General features: G+C 37.0%; 17 protein-coding genes. 16 read left to right on the forward strand and 1 reads right to left on the reverse strand.

What is annotated here, in order from left to right; translation table 11 throughout:
- Positions 1-129: 129 nt before the first annotated feature.
- The 8 genes from tig (at position 130) to ACFYKX_RS22905 (ending at position 11,137) form a co-directional block, all read left to right on the forward strand.
- On the forward strand, positions 130-1,419 hold the full coding sequence (gene tig / locus ACFYKX_RS22870; RefSeq protein WP_389363937.1) for a trigger factor: 1,290 nt from the start codon (positions 130-132) through the stop codon (positions 1,417-1,419).
- Positions 1,420-1,944: 525 nt separating this feature from the next.
- Positions 1,945-3,210, forward strand: a complete 1,266-nt coding sequence (gene clpX / locus ACFYKX_RS22875) for an ATP-dependent protease ATP-binding subunit ClpX (protein WP_389363939.1) — start codon at positions 1,945-1,947, stop codon at positions 3,208-3,210.
- Positions 3,211-3,495: 285 nt separating this feature from the next.
- Positions 3,496-5,163 carry an ATP-dependent protease LonB gene (lonB, locus tag ACFYKX_RS22880; RefSeq protein WP_389363941.1) on the forward strand — a complete coding sequence of 556 codons (1,668 nt, stop codon included), beginning with the start codon at positions 3,496-3,498 and terminating at the stop codon, positions 5,161-5,163.
- A gap of 444 nt (positions 5,164-5,607) precedes the next feature.
- The gene (lon, locus tag ACFYKX_RS22885; protein WP_389363943.1) at positions 5,608-7,935 is read left to right on the forward strand and encodes an endopeptidase La; all 2,328 of its coding nucleotides are present in this window, start codon (positions 5,608-5,610) and stop codon (positions 7,933-7,935) included.
- Positions 7,932-8,519: a ribosome biogenesis GTP-binding protein YihA/YsxC gene (gene yihA, locus ACFYKX_RS22890; RefSeq protein ID WP_389363945.1), complete on the forward strand. Its 588-nt coding sequence runs from the start codon at positions 7,932-7,934 to the stop codon at positions 8,517-8,519. Before lon ends, yihA begins: the two co-directional genes overlap by 4 nt.
- 311 nt (positions 8,520-8,830) lie before the next feature.
- Positions 8,831-9,610: a transporter substrate-binding domain-containing protein gene (locus ACFYKX_RS22895; RefSeq protein WP_389363947.1), complete on the forward strand. Its 780-nt coding sequence runs from the start codon at positions 8,831-8,833 to the stop codon at positions 9,608-9,610.
- A 122-nt stretch (positions 9,611-9,732) separates the two neighbouring features.
- The gene (locus ACFYKX_RS22900) at positions 9,733-10,380 is read left to right on the forward strand and encodes an amino acid ABC transporter permease (protein WP_389363949.1); all 648 of its coding nucleotides are present in this window, start codon (positions 9,733-9,735) and stop codon (positions 10,378-10,380) included.
- 19 nt (positions 10,381-10,399) lie between these two features.
- The gene (locus tag ACFYKX_RS22905) at positions 10,400-11,137 is read left to right on the forward strand and encodes an amino acid ABC transporter ATP-binding protein (RefSeq protein WP_389363951.1); all 738 of its coding nucleotides are present in this window, start codon (positions 10,400-10,402) and stop codon (positions 11,135-11,137) included.
- Positions 11,138-11,185: 48 nt separating this feature from the next.
- Here ACFYKX_RS22905 and ACFYKX_RS22910 read toward each other — a convergent pair whose 3' ends face one another.
- The gene (locus ACFYKX_RS22910) at positions 11,186-11,668 is read right to left on the reverse strand and encodes a LiaI-LiaF-like domain-containing protein (RefSeq protein WP_389363953.1); all 483 of its coding nucleotides are present in this window, start codon (positions 11,666-11,668) and stop codon (positions 11,186-11,188) included.
- Positions 11,669-12,063: 395 nt separating this feature from the next.
- Between ACFYKX_RS22910 and hemA the strand changes: the two genes are divergently transcribed.
- The 8 genes from hemA (at position 12,064) to ysxE (ending at position 21,030) form a co-directional block, all read left to right on the forward strand.
- Positions 12,064-13,410 (forward strand): glutamyl-tRNA reductase, encoded by a 1,347-nt coding sequence (gene hemA / locus ACFYKX_RS22915; RefSeq protein ID WP_389363954.1) that lies wholly within the window; start codon positions 12,064-12,066, stop codon positions 13,408-13,410.
- A gap of 14 nt (positions 13,411-13,424) precedes the next feature.
- Positions 13,425-14,258, forward strand: coding sequence for a cytochrome C assembly family protein (locus ACFYKX_RS22920; RefSeq protein ID WP_389363955.1), 834 nt, complete (start codon positions 13,425-13,427; stop codon positions 14,256-14,258).
- Between the two features lie 48 nt (positions 14,259-14,306).
- Positions 14,307-15,242, forward strand: coding sequence for a hydroxymethylbilane synthase (gene hemC, locus ACFYKX_RS22925; RefSeq protein WP_389363956.1), 936 nt, complete (start codon positions 14,307-14,309; stop codon positions 15,240-15,242).
- Entirely contained in the window at positions 15,239-16,030 is a 792-nt protein-coding gene (locus tag ACFYKX_RS22930; RefSeq protein WP_389363957.1) for a uroporphyrinogen-III synthase, read from the forward strand. Before hemC ends, ACFYKX_RS22930 begins: the two co-directional genes overlap by 4 nt.
- A 15-nt stretch (positions 16,031-16,045) precedes the next feature.
- A complete protein-coding gene (hemB, locus tag ACFYKX_RS22935; protein ID WP_389363958.1) occupies positions 16,046-17,023 on the forward strand; it encodes a porphobilinogen synthase in 978 nt (325 codons plus the stop codon).
- 51 nt (positions 17,024-17,074) lie between these two features.
- Complete coding sequence (gene hemL, locus ACFYKX_RS22940; RefSeq protein ID WP_389363959.1) at positions 17,075-18,361, forward strand: glutamate-1-semialdehyde 2,1-aminomutase; 1,287 nt, start codon at positions 17,075-17,077, stop codon at positions 18,359-18,361.
- A 254-nt stretch (positions 18,362-18,615) separates the two neighbouring features.
- Complete coding sequence (spoVID, locus tag ACFYKX_RS22945) at positions 18,616-19,746, forward strand: stage VI sporulation protein D (protein WP_389363960.1); 1,131 nt, start codon at positions 18,616-18,618, stop codon at positions 19,744-19,746.
- A gap of 195 nt (positions 19,747-19,941) precedes the next feature.
- Positions 19,942-21,030, forward strand: a complete 1,089-nt coding sequence (gene ysxE, locus ACFYKX_RS22950) for a spore coat protein YsxE (protein ID WP_389363961.1) — start codon at positions 19,942-19,944, stop codon at positions 21,028-21,030.
- The last annotated feature ends 4 nt before the right edge of the window (positions 21,031-21,034 follow it).

The raw sequence follows: 21,034 nt of genomic DNA on the forward strand, positions 1-21,034 counted from the left end.
ATAATGTAGTGGTTGTATTATGTAAATTTCTAGTTTTACATTATAATGAATACTGACTTGCTATATCAAGACATATTCATACATATTCGTTACGAATGAAATGATAATAGATTTTGGGAGGATTTTAGTATGTCTGCAAAGTTTGAAAAATTAGAAGGGAACCAAGGCGTTCTTACAATTGAAGTAGATGCAGAGAAAGTAAACGAAGGTTTAGACGCTGCATTTAAAAAAGTAGTAACAAAAGTAAATGTACCAGGATTCCGTAAAGGAAAAATGCCACGCGCTATGTTTGAAAAGCGTTTCGGTGTAGAATCACTTTACCAAGATGCAATTGATATTCTTCTTCCAGAAGCATATGCAAATGCGATCGAAGAAACAGGTATCGAGCCTGTGGATCGTCCTGAAATCGATGTTGAACAAATCGAAAAAGGAAAAAGCTTGATCTTCAAAGCTACTGTAACTGTTAAGCCAGAAGTTAAACTTGGTGAGTACAAAGGCTTAGAAGTTGAAAAAGTGGAAACAGAAGTAACAGAAGAAGATGTAAACAACGAATTAAAATCTCTTCAAGAGCGCCAAGCTGAGCTTGTTGTTAAAGAAGAAGGTAAAGCTGAAAATGGTGATACAGTTGTAATGGACTTCGAAGGATTCGTTGATGGCGAAGCGTTCGAAGGTGGAAAAGCTGAAAACTATTCACTTGAACTTGGTTCAGGTCAATTCATTCCTGGTTTCGAAGACCAATTAGTTGGACTAGCAACTGGAGAAGAGAAAGACGTAGAAGTTACTTTCCCTGAAGAGTACCATGCTGCAGAATTAGCTGGTAAACCAGCAGTATTCAAAGTGAAACTTCACGAAATTAAAGCTAAAGAACTTCCAGCTTTAGACGATGAGTTCGCTAAAGACGTTGATGAAGAAGTTGAATCTTTAGATGCGTTAAAAGAAAAGATTAGAACTCGTTTAGAAGAAAACAAAAAGCATGAAGCTGAGCACGTTGTACGTGATACAGTAGTAGAAAAAGCTGCTGAAAACGCTGAAATTGATCTACCATCTGTAATGGTTGATACAGAAGTGGATAGAATGATGCAAGAATTTGAACAACGTTTACAAGCACAGGGTATGAACCTTGAATTGTACTTCCAATTCTCTGGACAAGATCAAAATGCTTTACGCGATCAAATGAAAGAAGATGGTGAAAAGCGCGTAAGAATTAACTTAACGCTTGAAGCAATCGCAAAAGCTGAAAACATTGAAGTTACAGACGAAGAAGTAGATGCTGAACTAACTAAGATGGCTGAAATGTACAATATGTCAATCGACAACATCAAGAAAGCTCTTGGAAGTAACCTAGAGGGAGTTAAAGCTGATCTACAAGTTAGAAAAGCTGTTGATTTCCTTGTAGAAAATAGCAAAACTGTAGCTTAATTAATCTAAATATTAGTTGATACAACTTAACACAAAACAAGGCGCGATTTTATCGTGCCTTGTTTTACAATTAGTGATACTGAGTAGGGTTATTTTAGAATATACATAATATACAAAACGTAAACTTCCTGCTACTAATAAAAAAGTTTAGAAACAAAATTTAGAATGGTACACATACACGATAAACAGTGAAACAAAGCTTTTTAGCAAGAAAGTAGTACCTTAACATACATATTTATAAAGAGAATTTGTAAAAACTTCCGATTTAAGTTTGTCGATAATGGTTAAGCTTAAGTAGTACATATGTAATTCCTTTTTATGCGGATCTAACAACTTACAGACAATAAATTCTTTGCTAGACATAAGAGTTATCATTTCCTGTAGGGACATAGAATGTGATACAATGCAATACATAACTATCGAAATAAAGTGAAAATAATCAGATGTACAGAGAAAATTAAATAATAATAATATTAGATCCGCAGTGGTAAATATTGTTCAGAAGTTTTTCAAGGGGTGAAGGTATTGTTTAAATTTAATGATGAAAAAGGGCAATTAAAATGTTCTTTCTGTGGTAAAACTCAAGATCAAGTTCGCAAGTTAGTTGCCGGACCAGGTGTGTATATATGTGACGAGTGTATTGAGTTATGTACGGAAATTGTAGAAGAAGAGCTTGGTACAGAAGAAGAAGTTGAGTTTAAGGATGTACCGAAGCCGAAAGAGATTCGTGAAATTTTAGATGAGTACGTTATCGGACAGGATCAAGCAAAGAAAAATCTATCTGTTGCGGTATACAACCATTACAAGCGAATTAATTCAAATAGTAAAATTGATGATGTTGAGCTATCAAAAAGTAACATCGCAATGATTGGGCCTACTGGTAGCGGGAAAACTTTACTTGCTCAAACATTAGCTAGAATTCTGAATGTTCCTTTTGCTATTGCAGATGCTACGTCATTAACTGAAGCTGGATATGTTGGGGAAGATGTTGAAAATATCTTACTAAAACTGATTCAAGCGGCAGATTATGATGTAGAAAAAGCGGAAAAAGGAATTATCTACATTGATGAAATTGACAAGATTGCTCGTAAGTCTGAGAATCCTTCCATCACAAGAGATGTATCAGGCGAAGGTGTTCAGCAAGCTTTACTGAAAATACTTGAAGGTACTGTAGCAAGCGTTCCTCCACAAGGTGGACGTAAGCATCCGCATCAAGAATTCATTCAAATCGATACAACCAACATCCTATTTATTTGTGGTGGGGCATTTGATGGGATTGAACCTATCATCAAGCGTCGCTTAGGTCAAAAGGTAATTGGTTTCGGTTCTGATGTGAAGAAGAACGAAATAGAAGATAAAGACTTATTGTCTAAAGTTTTACCAGAAGATTTATTAAGATTTGGTTTAATTCCTGAATTCATTGGTCGTTTACCAGTAATTGCTAGTCTAGCTCCATTGGATGAAGATGCACTAATTGAAATCTTAACTAAACCAAAGAATGCATTGGTAAAACAATATCAAAAAATGCTTGAACTTGATGATGTAGAGTTAGAATTTGAAGAAGGAGCATTACAAGAGATTGCTAAAAAGGCAATTGAACGTAAAACAGGTGCTCGTGGACTTCGTTCTATTATTGAAGGCATCATGCTTGATGTTATGTTTGACTTACCATCAAGAGAAGATATAACGAAGTGCATTATTACTAGTGAAACAGTGACAGATAATAGTGTGCCGAAGCTTATCTTAGAAGATGGCACAGTCATTGAAGAAGAGAGAAAAACATCTGCGTAATTACCAAAAGACCAAACCTAAGTTTAATGGGTTTGGTCTTTTTTTGTTGTGGTTTTCGTACATTTTAATTCTTTTCTTAATTATAAGGACCCAAGAACGGAAAAAGGCCGTTTGTCTAAAAATATCAAATTTTAGAGCTTAAGGAAACGGTCATTCTAATAGGTGGTGAAAAGTAATCCCTAATTTCATACAGGTAAGTTTTCTTTTAAAAACTTGTTTATTCCATCTTGCCAAAGGAGATACTAGCTTATAAACAACAAGAAAGAGATGCAGGAGGGAAAACCAATGAGTTGGACAGGGATTGCCTTATTTATACAGTTGTTCTTTGGGATAGTGATAGGGCTTTATTTTTGGAATTTATTAAGGAATCAGCGAACTCAAAAAGTATCAATAGATAGGGAATCAAAGAAAGAAATGGATCAGTTACGAAAAATGAGATCAATATCTCTGTCTGAACCGCTTTCTGAAAGAGTAAGACCATCAACCTTTAATGATATTGTGGGACAAGAAGATGGGATAAAGTCGCTCAAAGCTGCTTTGTGTGGACCCAATCCACAGCATGTGATTATATATGGTCCTCCAGGTGTTGGAAAAACTGCCGCAGCAAGATTAGTGCTAGAAGAAGCAAAAAAAAATACAAAGTCTCCCTTTCAACCTTCATCGGTATTTGTTGAGCTAGATGCAACAACTGCGCGGTTTGATGAAAGAGGGATTGCAGATCCGTTAATTGGGTCTGTCCATGATCCAATATATCAAGGGGCAGGAGCAATGGGACAGGCAGGTATTCCCCAACCTAAGCAAGGTGCTGTTACAAATGCTCATGGAGGAGTATTATTCATTGATGAGATTGGTGAATTGCATCCGATTCAAATGAATAAACTTTTAAAGGTACTTGAGGATCGTAAAGTATTTTTAGAGAGCGCTTATTATAGTGAAGAAAATACACAAATACCTAATCATATCCATGATATTTTTAAAAACGGACTGCCTGCTGACTTCCGTTTAATAGGAGCTACAACTAGAACTCCTAGTGAAATACCTCCAGCTATAAGATCGCGGTGTATGGAGGTATTTTTCCGAGAGTTATCTCAGGAGGAAATTGCAACCGTTGCTAAAAAAGCTGCAGATAAAGTGAAGTTAAACATAAGCGAATCTGGTGTAGATATTCTATCCTCATATGCTCGAAATGGACGGGAAGCAGTCAATATGATTCAGATCTCTGCAGGATTAGCTATAACTGAAGAACGAGACTTTATCAAAGATGAGGATATAGAATGGGTGATCCAATCAAGCCAATTGAGCCCAAGAATGGAGAGAAAAATTATTTCCTCTGCTACGATTGGTTTAGTAAATGGACTTGCCGTTCATGGACCTAATACTGGAGCTCTTCTTGAAATAGAAGTTACGGTTATCCCTGCAAAAGAAAAAGGTTCTATTAATATAACAGGAATTGTTGAAGAAGAAAGCATCGGAAACCAAGGCAAATCAATACGTAGAAAGAGTATGGCGAAAGGCTCCATTGAGAATGTAATTACGGTATTGCGTTCAATGGGAGTCCCAGCGGACGAGTACGACATACATGTGAATTTCCCAGGGGGTGTACCGATAGATGGACCTTCAGCCGGTATTGCTATGGCAACGGGTATTTATTCGGCGATTTACAAGCATCCTATTGATCATACTGTTGCGATGACAGGTGAAATCAGTATTCATGGAAATGTAAAGCCAATCGGAGGGGTATATCCTAAAGTAAAGGCTGCAAAAAAAGCTGGTGCTAAAACGGTTATTATTCCAAAGGAAAATGTTCAATCTATATTAAATGAAATAGATGGAATTGATATTATTCCTGTAACTCACTTAACAGAAGTATTCGACATTGCATTATTAAAGGAATATGGTGAAGAGCAGGCCATTACCGCTTCTATTGAAGTGCCCAAAAAAGAAAGCATTTAGTGGTACTAAAAACTTCGGTTTGCAGAATTTCTGAAGCCGGAGTTTTTGTTTGTTTTTAAAAGGGTTTTTTAAACTGTATGGGATTGAACTCCAAATTAAACAATGTGTAGCTATATGAGTTTACAAGATTATTTACAGAATTTGAAATGAAGTAGAAAGAAGTTTTCAAGAGTGCTTTGGGGAAATAAAAATCAAATTACTAACATAATTTATGGCATACAACATGATACTAAAATTGTTGCTTATATCGTTTTTTACTTTTTATGATTTACCCATTAGAGAATCTAGAAAGACATTGAATGTACGGGATCCAGAGACTTAATTCCATTCAGAATATAGTCCACATGTCTTGTTAATAGACACTTGTTCCTAAATGGGTTAGAATTGTACAAAGATTATCCTTAAACATGGCATGTAAGAGAATTTCACTGGAGGTGCAACGTCATGGCGAAAAAGAAAGATATCATCGTCCCCCTCCTGCCGCTTCGAGGACTGCTAGTATATCCAACAATGGTTCTACATTTGGATGTAGGTCGAGAGAAATCGGTTCAGGCTCTTGAAAAGGCAATGGTAGATGACAGCTTAATTTATTTAACTACTCAAAAAGACATATCAATAGATGAACCTGCTGAAGATGATTTATATCAGATGGGAACATTAACGAAAGTTAAACAAATGCTTAAACTTCCGAATGGAACCATTCGTGTTTTAGTGGAGGGGTTAAAGCGAGCAAAAATTACATCCTTCTTTGATGAACAAGATCATTATGTTGTAAGTGTTAAAACATTCGAAGATCCTGAAACAAAGGATGTGGAAGATCAAGCATTGATGAGAACGATGCTTGAATATTTTGAGCAATACATAAAAATGTCCAAAAAAATTTCAGCAGAAACATATTCTTCCGTTTCGGATATTGAACAACCAGGAAGAATGGCAGATATCATTGCTTCTCATTTACCTTTAAAGCTTCAAGAAAAGCAGGAAATCTTAGAAACCATTGATGTGAAAGACCGAATCACTCGTGTAATTGAAATCATTCATAATGAAAAAGAAGTGTTAAATTTAGAAAAGAAAATCGGTCAACGTGTAAAGAAATCAATGGAAAGAACCCAAAAAGAGTATTACCTTCGTGAACAAATGAAGGCAATACAAAAAGAACTTGGGGATAAGGAAGGTAAAACAGGTGAAGTTGCAGAGTTAACAGACAGAATTGAAAAGGCTAACATGACTGAACATGTGAAAAACACTGCTTTAAAGGAATTAGAGCGTTATGAGAAGATTCCTTCTAGCTCAGCAGAAAGTTCAGTTATCAGAAACTATATTGAATGGCTAATTTCTTTACCTTGGACAAATGCAACTGAAGATGATTTAGATATTCATAAAGCAGAGCGAGTCCTTGATGAGGACCACTATGGCCTTGAAAAGGTCAAAGAGCGTGTCTTAGAATATTTAGCTGTTCAAAAAATGACCAATTCACTTAAGGGACCGATTCTATGTCTTGCTGGCCCTCCGGGTGTCGGTAAAACAAGTTTAGCTCGTTCTATTGCAAATTCATTAAATCGTAATTTCGTTCGCGTTTCTCTTGGCGGAGTTCGTGACGAGTCAGAAATTAGAGGACATAGAAGAACCTATGTAGGTGCTATGCCTGGTCGTATCATCCAAGGAATGAAAAAAGCTGGTACGATTAATCCTGTATTTTTATTAGATGAAATTGATAAAATGTCTAGTGATTTCCGTGGGGATCCATCAGCAGCCATGTTGGAAGTATTGGATCCTGAACAGAATCACAATTTCAGTGATCATTATATAGAAGAAACGTATGATTTATCTAAGGTTATGTTTGTAGCAACGGCAAACAATTTAGGGACTATTCCTGGGCCATTAAGGGACAGAATGGAAATTATTACGATTGCCGGCTATACTGAGCTAGAGAAAATTCATATTGCGAAAGATCATCTATTAGCAAAACAAATTAAAGAGCACGGTCTCTCAAAGGCACAACTTCAAGTTCGTGACGATGGCATTCAAAAAATCGTAAGATACTATACGAGAGAAGCCGGCGTACGTAGTCTAGAAAGACAGCTAGCAACGATCTGTAGAAAAACGGCTAGAATCATCGTCTCTGGTGAGAAGAAAAAAGTTATTATCACAGATAAGAATGTAGAAGAGTTCTTAGGAAAACCAATTTTCCGTTACGGCCAAGCAGAAATCGAGGACCAAGTGGGTGTTGCAACAGGTTTAGCCTATACAACTGTTGGTGGGGATACACTTCAGATTGAAGTTTCCCTGTCACCGGGTAAAGGTAAACTTGTTTTAACAGGAAAACTTGGGGATGTCATGAAGGAATCCGCTCAAGCAGCCTTTAGTTATGTTCGATCTAAAACAAAAGAGCTTGGCATCGATCAAGAATTCCATGAAAAACATGATATTCATATCCATGTTCCTGAAGGCGCGGTTCCGAAGGATGGTCCATCTGCAGGAATTACGATAGCAACAGCCCTTGTGTCAGCACTAACGGGGAAAGCAATAAGAAAAGAAGTTGGTATGACAGGTGAAATTACCCTTCGAGGACGTGTTCTTCCTATAGGTGGAGTAAAGGAAAAAACACTGAGCGCACACCGAGCAGGTTTAACAAAAATTATTTTGCCGAAGGATAATGAAAAGGATATTGAAGATATTCCTGAAAGCGTAAGAGATGATTTACAGTTTGTTCTTGTAGGTCATCTTGATGAAGTCTTGCAGCACGCCTTGAATGGCGGTGTTCAATTATGAAAGTAGTTAGTTCGGATATAGTAATTAGCGCGGTAAAGCCCGACCAGTACCCTGGCGAGGCTTTACCTGAATTTGCTTTGGCTGGTCGCTCGAACGTTGGAAAATCTTCTTTTATTAATAAGATGTTAAATAGAAGAGGGTTAGCTAGAATATCCTCTAAGCCCGGAAAAACACAAACGTTAAATTTCTACTTAATTAATGAAATCTTGCATTTCGTCGATGTTCCTGGTTATGGATACGCTAAAGTTTCTAAAAAAGAGCGGGAAGCTTGGGGAAGAATGCTTGAAACGTACCTTACTTCAAGGGAACAGCTTAAAGCGGTTTTACTTATTGTTGATTTACGTCATCCCCCTTCTAAAGATGATGTAATGATGTATGATTTTCTCAAACACTATCAAATTCCTGTTATTGTCATTGCTACAAAAGCGGATAAGATCCCTAAAGCGAAATGGCAAAAGCATATGAAGATTACAAAAGAAACATTAAATCTTGAACCGAGTGATACCATTATTCTTTTTTCTTCAGAAACTGGGGAAGGAAAAGATAAAGCTTGGTCGGTCATTGAAGCTTATATGAAACACTAGTAACTTGGTGGGGAATCCCTACCAAGTTTTTTGTTTTTTTGGCTAAATAACGCATGAAAAGTTTGATGAATTTTGAATGATTATAAAGTAAAAGAGCTTGAAACCTGTCGAAGCTTTGGGAATCTAGAGTATCTGAGAGGATACGCTTTCAATTAAGCGAATGCCCTAGCTAAATTTTGTTAAGCCCATTATATGGAGGAGTATCCCAAATAATCATAAAATATGAATTTTGAGATAAATTGTAATCAGTGATAAAGTTGTAGATGTTCCGAGGTATGAAGTAATAGATAGACAAGGGGGAATTTAAACTAGTGAAGAAATGGTTAAAAGGAATCATCATAGGATCAACAATCCTCACACTTGCTGCATGTGGTTCTCAAGCATCTACAGGTGGCATGGAATTAGTAGAGGATGGCAAATTTACTTACGCTGCTTCCGGCGAATTCAAACCTTTCAGTGTAACTGAAGCTGATGGCACCATGACTGGGTTTGATATTGAGGTTGGAGAAGCAATCGCAGAGGAACTTGGTCTTGAGCCAGTTCAAATGAAATTTAAATTTGGTGGAATTGTTGAAGGAGTCAAATCAGGTCGATTTGATGCTGCAGTTGCAAGTCACACCATTACTGAAGAACGATTACAGGCAGTTAACTTTTCTACCCCATATTACTATTCAGGTCCACAGATTTTTGTTCGCCCTGATAGTTCATCAGAAACCCTCGATGATCTTACAGATTTAGAAATCGCCGTATCTAAAGGATCCACTTATGAAGAAGATGCTAGAAAAGTTACAGATAATGTAATTTTATATGATAGCGATGTTACAGCACTAGAAGCACTCAGCAGAGGAAAACACGATGCCGTTATAACTGATTTTATCACAGGTAAAGAAGCAATTGGTTCTGGCATGGAGATAGAAGGAAAGGAATTGCTCGGTAAGAGTGAGCAAGCTATCGCCATTGCTAAGGATAATGAAGCATTACTTGAGAAGGTAAATGAGGCTCTAGAGACGTTACGTGAAAACGGAACCCTAGAAGCAATTAGTAAAAAATACATCGGTGAAGATATAACTGTTGACCCTGAAGCAGAGTAAAGAGAATGGCGAATGTGCTAATTAGTGCATTCGCCTTTCAACTCTTTACGTTGAAATCTTGATTGTAACAAATGCCTACTTATTTATAGCTTATGTTTTCTTAATAGAAAGGAGGAAGCATTTTGGAGTTAATTTCAACATTTTTTGAAACGTACCCAGTTTTTTTAAGGGGTATGCTCTTAACTTTTCAATTAACGGCAGTTTCCATTTTTATCGCAATTTTTATAGGATTGATGTTTGCCTTTTTAAAAATATCAAACATAAAGATTTTAGAATGGATTGCAGATATATATATATTCTTAGTTAGAGGTACACCATTGGTCGTGCAAATCTTTGTTTTCTATTTTGGATTGACGGCCCTTAATATTTCTGCATTTTGGTCTGTTGTATTAGGACTTGCCTTTCATAATGGGGCTTATATTGCAGAGATTTTTAGAGGCTCGATACAATCGATTGATAAAGGACAAATGGAAGCAGGCCGCTCGTTAGGGATGTCAGTAAGACTTACGATGCAGAGAATCATTCTTCCACAAGCTTTTCGACGAGCTTTACCCCCACTCGGAAATCAATTCATTATTGCCTTAAAAGACTCATCCTTAGCATCCTTTATTGGAATGTACGAATTATTCAATGTGGCTACCACATACGGGTCAAATAATTATGACTACATGACGTATCTGTTAATCGTTGCAGTTTATTACTTAGTTCTTGTATTATTCTTCTCTATTATTGTAAGAATGATTGAGAAGAAAATGTCTAGTAGTGATTAATTGAGGAAGGAGGAAAACAATGAGTGAGTCAGTAATGATAAAAGTGGAAAAGTTGAATAAATCGTTCGGTGATCTACACGTATTAAAAGACATTGATTTCACGGTAAAAGAAAGCGATGTTGTTTGTTTAATTGGAGCAAGTGGTTCAGGTAAAAGTACTTTGTTGCGATGCCTTAACTTTCTAGAAATTAAGGACAGTGGGAACATCGTTATCGAGGGAGATAAAATTGAAAGTGATACACATGATTTAAATAAAGTTAGAACCAAAGTGGGAATGGTGTTTCAACACTTTCATTTATTCCCACATAAGACCGTAATCGAAAATGTTATGGAGGCACCCGTTTATGTAAAAGGGATACCTAAAAAAGAAGCAATGGAAGAAGCTAGAAAGCTTCTAAAGAAGGTTGGGCTTTCAGATAAAGAAAATGTGTATCCTTCAAAATTGTCAGGAGGGCAAAAACAACGTGTAGCGATTGCTAGAGCGCTTGCTATGAAACCTGATGTCATGTTGTTTGATGAGCCAACTTCGGCACTTGATCCTGAGCTTGTTGGTGAAGTTCTTGCCACGATGAAGGAGTTAGCGGAGGAAGGCATGACGATGGTTGTCGTAACTCATGAGATGGGCTTTGCTCGTGAAGTTGCCGACTGGGCCGTGTATATGCATGATGGAAAAATTGTTGAGGTAGGACATCCCGAGGAGCTCTTCAACAACCCAAAAGAAGCTAGAACAAAAGCCTTTTTAGATAGTGTTTTATAGTTTGCCTTTTAAGCGTAAACGAGTAAAGAGACAGGTTTTCCTGTCTCTTTACTTTTTCCTGATTAATAAATAGATACCGATTATAACAAGAGCAGCTGGCCAGAACTTCCAAGCTAATGAAACCCCGTTTTCCAAGAGACCAAGCCATTGGGTAATCTTGTCATAAAAAAGTAACAAAATAGCCAATACTAAGAATAACATTCCCTGGAATAAACCTGCACCGACTTTTTGGTAGCGAAGTAAAAACCCTAGAGCAATAATTAAAATAAATGTCCCGATATGATTTGGCCAAATCTGTAATCGATCAACGACATGAAAATGCAAACCAAATCCGGATAAAATGACCCCTGGTAAAATTGCCTCATAATCCCGTGCTAAATATCCTTGAAATAAAAAGGCAATCCCGACTATGATTAGAAGCGTAGGCCATGTGTAAAATTCTTTAAAAAGTGAAATTTGCGACTGCTGTAAGAAGAAGTACGCGCCGAAGCCTATTAAAATAATTCCTGGAAAGATGCGTTGGTTTTTCAAATCGTTCACCACTTCCAAAATTGATAACTTGAATCTTAGTCCAATTTTTGTTACTGTACATAGGGAAGTAATTGCGCGAATTTAAACTCGAAAATTCTTATATATAGATAGTTTAAGTCGAATCATGTATGTAAACTAGAACGTAGAACGTAATTGATAGGTTAAAAATTACCTCTAGGTATATGAACACCAGTCTACCTGGACGCATTTCTAATCATATCACAGGAATTCATAGTCTGTTCACATTTTTTCATAAAAACAAAAAACTGACATGATATAATTATACTAGCTGAAAAATTTGTAGCTTAAATGAAAATCAGGTAAGCACTTTGGTTTTTCATTCTATATATTTTTTAATTGAAACTTTGCAAAGAACATGGGGGGTGCAATACGATATGCACATTTTAGTTGTAGGACTTAATTATAAAACTGCACCTGTCGAAATTCGTGAACGCTTGACGTTCAACCCTTCACAGTTAGGCGATGCTATGAAGACTCTGAAGTCTAAAAAGAGCATCCTTGAAAACGTCATATTGTCTACTTGTAACCGTACTGAAATTTATGCGGTAGTTGATCAACTTCATACTGGCCGTTATTATATTAAAGAATTTTTATCAGAATGGTTTAATATAGAGCAAAGCGAATTTTCTCCTTTCCTGTTTATTTACGAACAAGATGGAGCAATGGAGCATTTATTTAATGTTTCATGCGGTCTAAATTCAATGGTATTAGGAGAAACACAAATTTTAGGACAGGTACGTTCAAGTTTTCTTTTAGCACAAGAAGAAAACACAATTGGTACAGTGTTTAACCAATTATTTAAACAATCAATTACTCTCGCAAAGAGAGCGCATTCCGAAACAGATATCGGAGCAAATGCGGTTTCTGTGAGCTACGCAGCTGTTGAATTAGCAAAAAAAATCTTCGGCTCTCTAGATAAGAAGCATGTCCTTATTTTAGGTGCTGGAAAAATGGGCGAGCTAGCTATTCAAAACCTTCATGGCAATGGCGCTAGCAAAGTAACCGTTATTAACCGCACGTTTGAAAAGGCCCAGGATTTAGCTAGTCGATTTGCTGGTGAAGCCAAATCATTACAAGAGTTACAATGTGCTTTAGTTGATGCCGATATTCTAATTAGCTCAACAGGCGCTAAGGGGTTTGTTGTAACGAAAGAAATGATGGTTTACGTAGAAAAAATGCGCAAAGGGAAGCCATTATTTATGGTGGATATTGCGGTACCACGTGATTTAGATCCAAAGATAGGCGAGTTAGAAAGTGTGTTCTTATACGATATTGATGATCTCGAGGGAATTGTTGAAGCAAACTTACAAGAGCGTAAGAAAGCTGCAGCGAAAATCAGCATCATGATTGAAGGCGAAATTGTCGAATTTAAACAATGGCTTAATATGTTAGGTGTAGTCCCTGTCATTTCTGCATTACGTGAGAAAGCTTTGGCTATACAAGCTGAAACGATGATCAGTATAGAACGTAAACTTCCAAACCTCTCGGAAAGAGATAAAAAGGTTTTAAATAAGCATACAAAGAGTATTATTAATCAAATGTTAAAAGATCCAATTTTACAAGCAAAAGAAATGGCTGCCAAAAAGGATGCTGATCAAGCTTTAGATTTGTTTATGAAAATCTTTAATATTGAACAGCTTGTAAAAGAGCAACAAGATGTGAAAGCAGCCGATACAGAACAAGTTAGAGTACAATCTCCACAGGCTTCCTTTCAATCATAAAAGGGGTTCTGTTCATGTTTGATATCTATATGACAAGGTTGCACGAACTTACAGTTGTGCTGTATGCCTTAAGTGTCCTTTTATATTTCGTTGATTTTCTTCACCACAACCGGAAGGCGAACCAATTTGCCTTCTGGTTACTTGCATTTGTATGGGTATTACAAACAGTCTTTTTATTTTTATATATGCTAAAAACCGGGAGATTTCCTGTCCTTACCATTTTTGAAGGACTATATTTTTATGCCTGGGTATTAATAACATTGTCATTGGGAATAAATCGATTATTAAGGGTAGATTTCATTGTATTTTTCACGAATGTTTTAGGATTTATTATTATGGCCATCCATACATTCGCTCCCGTTCAGTTTGAGTCAGAAGTTATGGCCCAACAACTGGTTTCTGAATTGTTGCTAATTCATATTACGATTGCCATTCTTTCTTATGGAGCATTTTCTCTTTCATTTGTTTTTTCACTTTTATACTTAATTCAATATGATCTCCTTAAAAGAAAAAAATGGGGCGCTAGACTATTAAGAATTGCTGATTTATACAAGCTTGAACATATGTCTTATGTGTTAAACGTAATCGGGGTACCAATGTTAATGCTAGCCTTAATATTAGGGATCCAATGGGCCTATATCAAATTACCGGATGTTTATTGGTTTGACTCAAAGATTATTGGGTCATTTGTAGTTCTTGCCGTATATAGTATCTATCTGTATTTACGTGTTGGGAAGGGAATCAGTGGGAAATCACTGGCATTATGGAATATTGCATCCTTTCTTATTGTACTTATTAATTTCTTTTTATTTGGAAAATTATCATCGTTCCATTTTTGGTATTCATAATCTGAAAGAATCTATTCATCCATCTAGTTAAACTTTTAGGAGGCACTTATGAGAAAAATTATTGTAGGCTCTAGACGAAGTAAGCTCGCACTAACTCAAACTAACTGGGTAATCAATGAATTAAAGAAGTTAGATCCATCGTTCGAATTTGAAGTGAAAGAAATCGTTACAAAAGGGGATCGCATTCTGGATGTAACTTTATCTAAAGTTGGCGGTAAAGGACTTTTTGTAAAAGAAATTGAACAGGCTATGTTAGATAAAGAAATTGATATGGCTGTTCATAGTATGAAAGATATGCCTGCAGCATTACCTGAGGGATTAGTCATTGGGTGTGTTCCTCACAGGGAAGATCATCGTGATGCTTTGATTTCAAAAAATCATGTTCCTTTAAGTGAGCTGAAACCTGGAGCTGTGATTGGAACTAGTAGCCTACGTAGAAGTGCTCAAATTCTAGCATCTAGACCGGATTTAGAGATTAAATGGATTCGTGGAAATATTGATACAAGATTGGCTAAACTAGAAACAGATGAGTACGATGCAATTATCCTAGCTGCAGCTGGTTTATCGAGAATGGGATGGACTTCAGACGTGGTCACGGAATTCCTTAATGATGAAATGTGCGTTCCTGCAGTTGGTCAAGGGGCACTTTCCATTGAATGTCGTGGTAGTGACGAAGAATTATTAAATTTACTAAAGAAGTTCACTTGTGAGAAAACAAACCAAGCCGTCCGTGCAGAACGTGCTTTCTTGAATAAAATGGAAGGCGGATGTCAGGTTCCTATCGCAGGTTATGCATACATTAATGAGGAGTCTGAGGTTGTTTTAACAGTCCTAGTAGCTTCTCCTGATGGAAAAATCATTTTTAAGGAACAGTTAAAAGGTCAGGATCCTGAGCAACTTGGAAGAGACGCAGCAAACATCTTAATTGATAAGGGAGCAAAGGACTTAATTGACAAAGTAAAACAGGAGTTAGATGAGGAATGATTTCCTCTTCTCTCCCTTTAAAAAAGAAAAAAGTCTTAGTTCCAAGGGGAAAGAAACATGCAAAACCTTTTTCGGACCTAGTTGAAAGTTATGGAGGGGTTCCTGTGGAAATCCCTCTTCTTGCCTTTCGACCAATCGAACCTACGAAGGATCTCCAACATACCTTTGATTCTTTACATACATACGACTGGATTATTTTCACAAGCAATGTTACGGTCGAAACCTTTTTTGCGATATATAAGGGTAATACACTGCCCAAAATTGCTGCAATAGGAGATAAAACTGAACAAGCTCTTGGTAGAAGAGGAATGGATGTTCATTTCAAACCAAATAAGTTCGTCGCAGAGAGTTTTGTAGAAGAGTTTATTCCACACGTTACAAAGGGAACTAGAATACTAATTCCAAAGGGGAACTTAGCAAGAGAATATATATCTACTTCTTTACAAGAAGTTGGTGGAGAAGTGGATGAACTCATTATTTACGAAACGTACTTCCCAAAAGAAAGCGAAGAGCTCTTGGTACATGTTCTAAGTGAAAAGGCATTAGACATCATTACGTTTACTAGCCCTTCCACTGTCGATCACTTTTTAAAAGTTGTAAAACAATATAAACTTCACGAAAATATTAAAGGTTGTATCGTTACATGTATAGGACCTGTAACGAAAAAACGAGCAGAAGCATTGGGATTAACTGTACATGCAATGCCTAGTATTTATACGGTACATGAAATGATCAAAAGTGTTATTTTATATTTATCCGAGATACAAAATAGTAACTCTGAACAATAATGGAGGTATACATATATGAATTTACAATTTACTCGACACCGTCGTTTAAGACAAAGTGCAAATATGCGTACGATTGTGCGCGAAACTCATCTTCATGTGGAAGATTTTGTTTATCCTTTATTCATCGTTGAAGGAAATAATGTAAAGAATGAAGTTAAGTCTATGCCTGGTGTATTTCAAATATCACTTGACTTCTTAAAAGCTGAAATGGAAGAAGTTGTTTCATTAGGGATTAAGTCTGTTCTTTTATTTGGAATTCCTCATGAGAAAGATGAGTGCGGACAAGGTGCCTATCATGATCACGGAATCGTACAAGAAGCTACCCGTCTCATTAAAGAATATTTCCCTGACATGATTGTTATAGCAGATACTTGTTTATGTGAATATACGAGCCATGGACATTGTGGTGTCATTGAAGGTGGAAAAGTATTAAACGATCCATCTTTAAAGCTATTAGTTGATACTGCTGTTAGCCAAGCTAGTGCTGGTGCTGACATCATTGCACCATCTAATATGATGGACGGATTTGTTGCAGCTATTAGAGCGGGCTTAGATGAGGCTGGCTTTGAAGATGTTCCTGTTATGTCATATGCAGTAAAATATTCTTCAGCGTTTTATGGACCATTTAGAGATGCTGCAGAAAGTGCTCCACAGTTCGGTGATCGCAAAACATACCAAATGGACCCTGCTAATCGCCTAGAAGCTATGCGTGAAGCAGAGTCAGATGTCCTAGAGGGTGCTGACTTCTTAATCGTGAAGCCTGGTATGCCTTACCTTGATATCGTTCGTGATGTAAAAAATAATTTTAACCTTCCTGTTGTCATTTACAACGTGAGTGGAGAATATTCAATGGTCAAAGCAGCAGCACAAAACGGCTGGATTGACGAGAGAAATATTGTGATGGAAATGCTTGTTGGGATGAAGCGTGCAGGTGCGGATCTTATTATCACCTACCATGCAAAAGATGCTGCTAAATGGTTAAAAGAACAATAATGTTAGCTTGAATGGCTTCAACCTATAATTCACACGAAATGAGGGAATGAGATGCGTTCTTATGAAAAGTCCATATCAGCCTTTAAGGAAGCGCAAACATTAATGCCAGGAGGGGTCAATAGCCCTGTTCGAGCATTTAAATCAGTTAAAATGGATCCAATTTTTATGGAGCGGGGAAAAGGCTCTAAAATTTATGATATCGATGGCAATGAATACATTGATTATGTTTTGTCTTGGGGTCCGTTAATTCTTGGCCACACGAACGATCGTGTAGTGGAAGCAATTAAAAAGGTAGCTGAAAAAGGTACTAGTTTTGGAGCTCCATCTCTGATTGAAAACGAGTTAGCTAAGTTAGTGCGTGAGCGCGTGCCATCAATAGAAGTCATTCGTATGGTTTCTTCAGGAACGGAAGCAACGATGAGTGCATTGCGCCTTGCTCGCGGCTATACGAACCGAAATAAAATCTTAAAATTTGAAGGTTGCTATCATGGCCATGGGGATTCATTGTTAATTAAGGCTGGTTCAGGGGTTGCTACATTAGGCTTGCCTGATAGCCCAGGTGTACCTGAAGGGGTAGCAAAAAATACGATTACAGTACCATACAACGATTTAGAAAGCGTGAAATATGCTTTTGAGCAATTTGGAGACGATATCGCAGGTGTAATCGTAGAACCCGTTGCTGGAAATATGGGGGTTGTCTTACCTCTTCCAGGTTTCTTAGAAGGGTTACGTGATATCACGACAAAAAATGGTTCTCTGCTAATTTTTGATGAAGTAATGACAGGCTTCCGAGTTGGATATAATTGCGCTCAAGGACACTATAATGTAACACCAGACCTTACTTGCTTAGGTAAAGTAATCGGCGGAGGACTTCCGGTTGGAGCATATGGTGGACGAGCTGAAATTATGGAACAAATCGCTCCTAGTGGTCCAATTTATCAGGCGGGAACACTTTCAGGAAACCCATTAGCAATGACAGCTGGGTACGAAACGTTAGTTCAACTTACACCTGAATCATACGAGGAATTTGAACGAAAAGCAGCCATCCTTGAAGAAGGCATTACTTTAGCGGCTCAGAAATACGATCTTCCTTATTCGATTAGCCGTGTAGGTTCGATGGTTGGGTTCTTCTTTACAAATGAGAAAGTAACCAACTATGAACAAGCAAAAACATCAAACTTAGACTATTTCGCAACATACTATCAAGAAATGGCAAACCAAGGAGTATTCCTTCCACCATCACAATTTGAAGGCATGTTCTTATCAACCGTTCACAGTGATGAAGATATTGAAAGAACACTAAATGCAGTGGAAATTGCTTTTTCAAAATTAAAATAAAAATGATCACACACCTATCTAAAGCTGATGGGTGTGTTTTTTATTTGTACCCTACCTTTAAAAGAGATGTTGAGTAACCAATTATTCTTAGATGTGAAAGATGGCCGTGAATGTCGGTTTAAGAACAATTTAATCTTTAGCAAAGAAAAAAATTCACTTTAGAAAACCACATTTAATCATAAAAATATGACCTGTTTCATAGAGTGTAAATGACATAGTGATTATACGTAAAGGAATTGAAAGGAGGAGTCGCTTTGTCTCAAGGGAATGAGTCATGCTTACGATTTTCATTGGAAGAATCGGTGTGGTTTCAAAAAGGACAGGAAGTAGAGGAACTGATCTCTATTTCACTAGACCCAAATATTACAATCAATGAAAATGAACAATATGTTACGATTAAAGGTTCCTTGCTATTAACAGGGGAATATAAACGTAATGAAAACGACTTAGTTGGGGAAGAAGAGTGGCAATCTGCTCCAAAGTTTTTACAAGCGATTGAAGAAAGGGAAGAAGGAGTATATGAATTCTCACATAACTTCCCAGTGGATATTACCATCCCGAATAATCGTATTCAAAACTTAGAAGAGATTGATGTCGAAGTTGAAACATTTGATTATGTGTTCCAAGAACGCAGTTGTATGAAGCTTACAGCAGATTTAACAATAAAAGGCTTATACGGTGAACAGCAACATGTTGAAGTAGAAGAAGAGGCCGAAGAAATAGAGTTAGAACTTGAGCCGTTATACCGCTCTTCAGCAGCGGTAGTAGAATTTGAAAATGAGGTAGAGGAAGAAGAAAAGGTTGAACAACCACCAGCAGCACAGGCTGAAGATTTGTATACTCCTTTTGAAGCTGAGGCAAGGAAAGAGCCTGTGGAAGAAATAGAAGAGAAGGTAGAGGAAGAAGCCGTTGTTAATCAGTGGGAGAACGATGGTGCTCCACAAGTTCAAGCCAATGAGGCTCAGGAATATACAGCACCAGAAATTTCATTTTCGGCACAAAGGAAAGAAACTTCTCCAGCTCCTGCTTACAATGGAGATAATAATTATGGAGAAACTGAAGAAGCTGAATATGAAGAATATATGGAATCACCTGTATTAGAGGAGGAGTCCTCGTCCTCTTCATCCGAACAACCAGCTAAAAAGAAAAAGTTATCAAAAAAGAAAAGCCTTTCTTTAACTGAGTTTTTTGCTAGAAAAGAAGAGGCAGAGGAGTTAACAAAATTAAAGGTTTGCATCGTTCAACAGGGAGATACGTTAGATCTTTTAGCTGAGCGATATGATATTCATGTACAGCAATTATTAAAAGTTAATCATTTAGAAGTAAACCAGGATGTGTATGAAGGCCAGGTTTTATATATACCGGTAGTTGTTATTCAAAAATAAATAGTCGTTGAAAAGAAAAACAGGCTGGGTAGGTAGATTAACCTACTCAACTGTTTTCTTTTGTTTTTGCGTCCTTTACCAAAACTAATAGGGGCTAATTCGTATCAATTTTAGATGATTAATAATGTCCCTAATATTGCTGCATTGTCGAGCATATATTGTGTTATGACCATTTATGGAAAGAAGTGAACATGAATGAGTAACGTAAACCTACTTGAACAAACCACTCCTATTCTTAAACACTACTCAATCAAACCACATTTCGTTGAGAACTTTGGGAAAGTCCAAAGGGTGTACAGTGACAAAGGAGTTTATTCTCTGAAAAAGATTTCGCCACACCATGGGACTGACTTTATTCGTAATATTCAATATTTGTTTCAGCGTGGTTACAACCGAATTGTCCCTGTATATCCAACAATTGATGGGCGGTATGCAGTACTTCATAACCAAAACTTGTATTATTTAATGCCGTGGTTACCTAATGAGGAAAAAGAGAATCGAACAGAACGACATGAACAGTTGTTTCGAGAGCTTGCAAGACTTCATACTTTGTCCGTACGCGAAGTGAGTATAAACAAAGAAGAAAAAGAAGAACATTACGAACACACCATTCAGACATGGGAAAAAGAAACCGAATTTGTGGATGGTTTTATTGAAGAATGTGAAAGAAAGTGGTATATGTCTCCATTCGAATTATTATTCTGTCTTTACTATCAAGATATTAGTCAAGCACTTCAGTACTCAACCAGAAAGTTTAAAGAATGGTACGAAAATACAAAGGAGAATACAAAAGCAAGAGCTGTCATTACTCACGGAAAGATATCCCCAGAACACTTTTTGTACGACGATAGAGGGTACGCCTATTTTATTAACTTTGAAAATAGTAAAGAAGGTTCCCCTCTACAGGATCTTCTACCATTTTTATCTCGATATGTTAATACACTCCCGAAACAATGTGAAGAGTGTGTCACCTGGATCTATAATTATTTCAAGTATTTCCCACTAAAAGAGGACGAAATGCTATTATTTCTAAGTTATTTTGCTCATCCTGGACCAATTCTAAGGGTATTAGAACAATACCACAAATCTTCAAATAAAAACAAGAATGAAAGAAAACTTGTTCAGTCCTTGCAAAAACAGTATTGGTTACTTAAAAATACGGAGTATATCATTATGAGAATAGAAGAAATTGAAAGGGAAAAGAAGGCAGAAGCTGAGGCAGCAGCGCGGGCTAAAGCAGAAGCTGAAGCAAATGCAAGCTCACAAGATGGAGCCCAAAGTTAGTGAG

Source organism: Cytobacillus spartinae (assembly GCF_042865285.1).
GTDB lineage: Bacteria > Bacillota > Bacilli > Bacillales > Cytobacillaceae > Robertmurraya_A > Robertmurraya_A spartinae.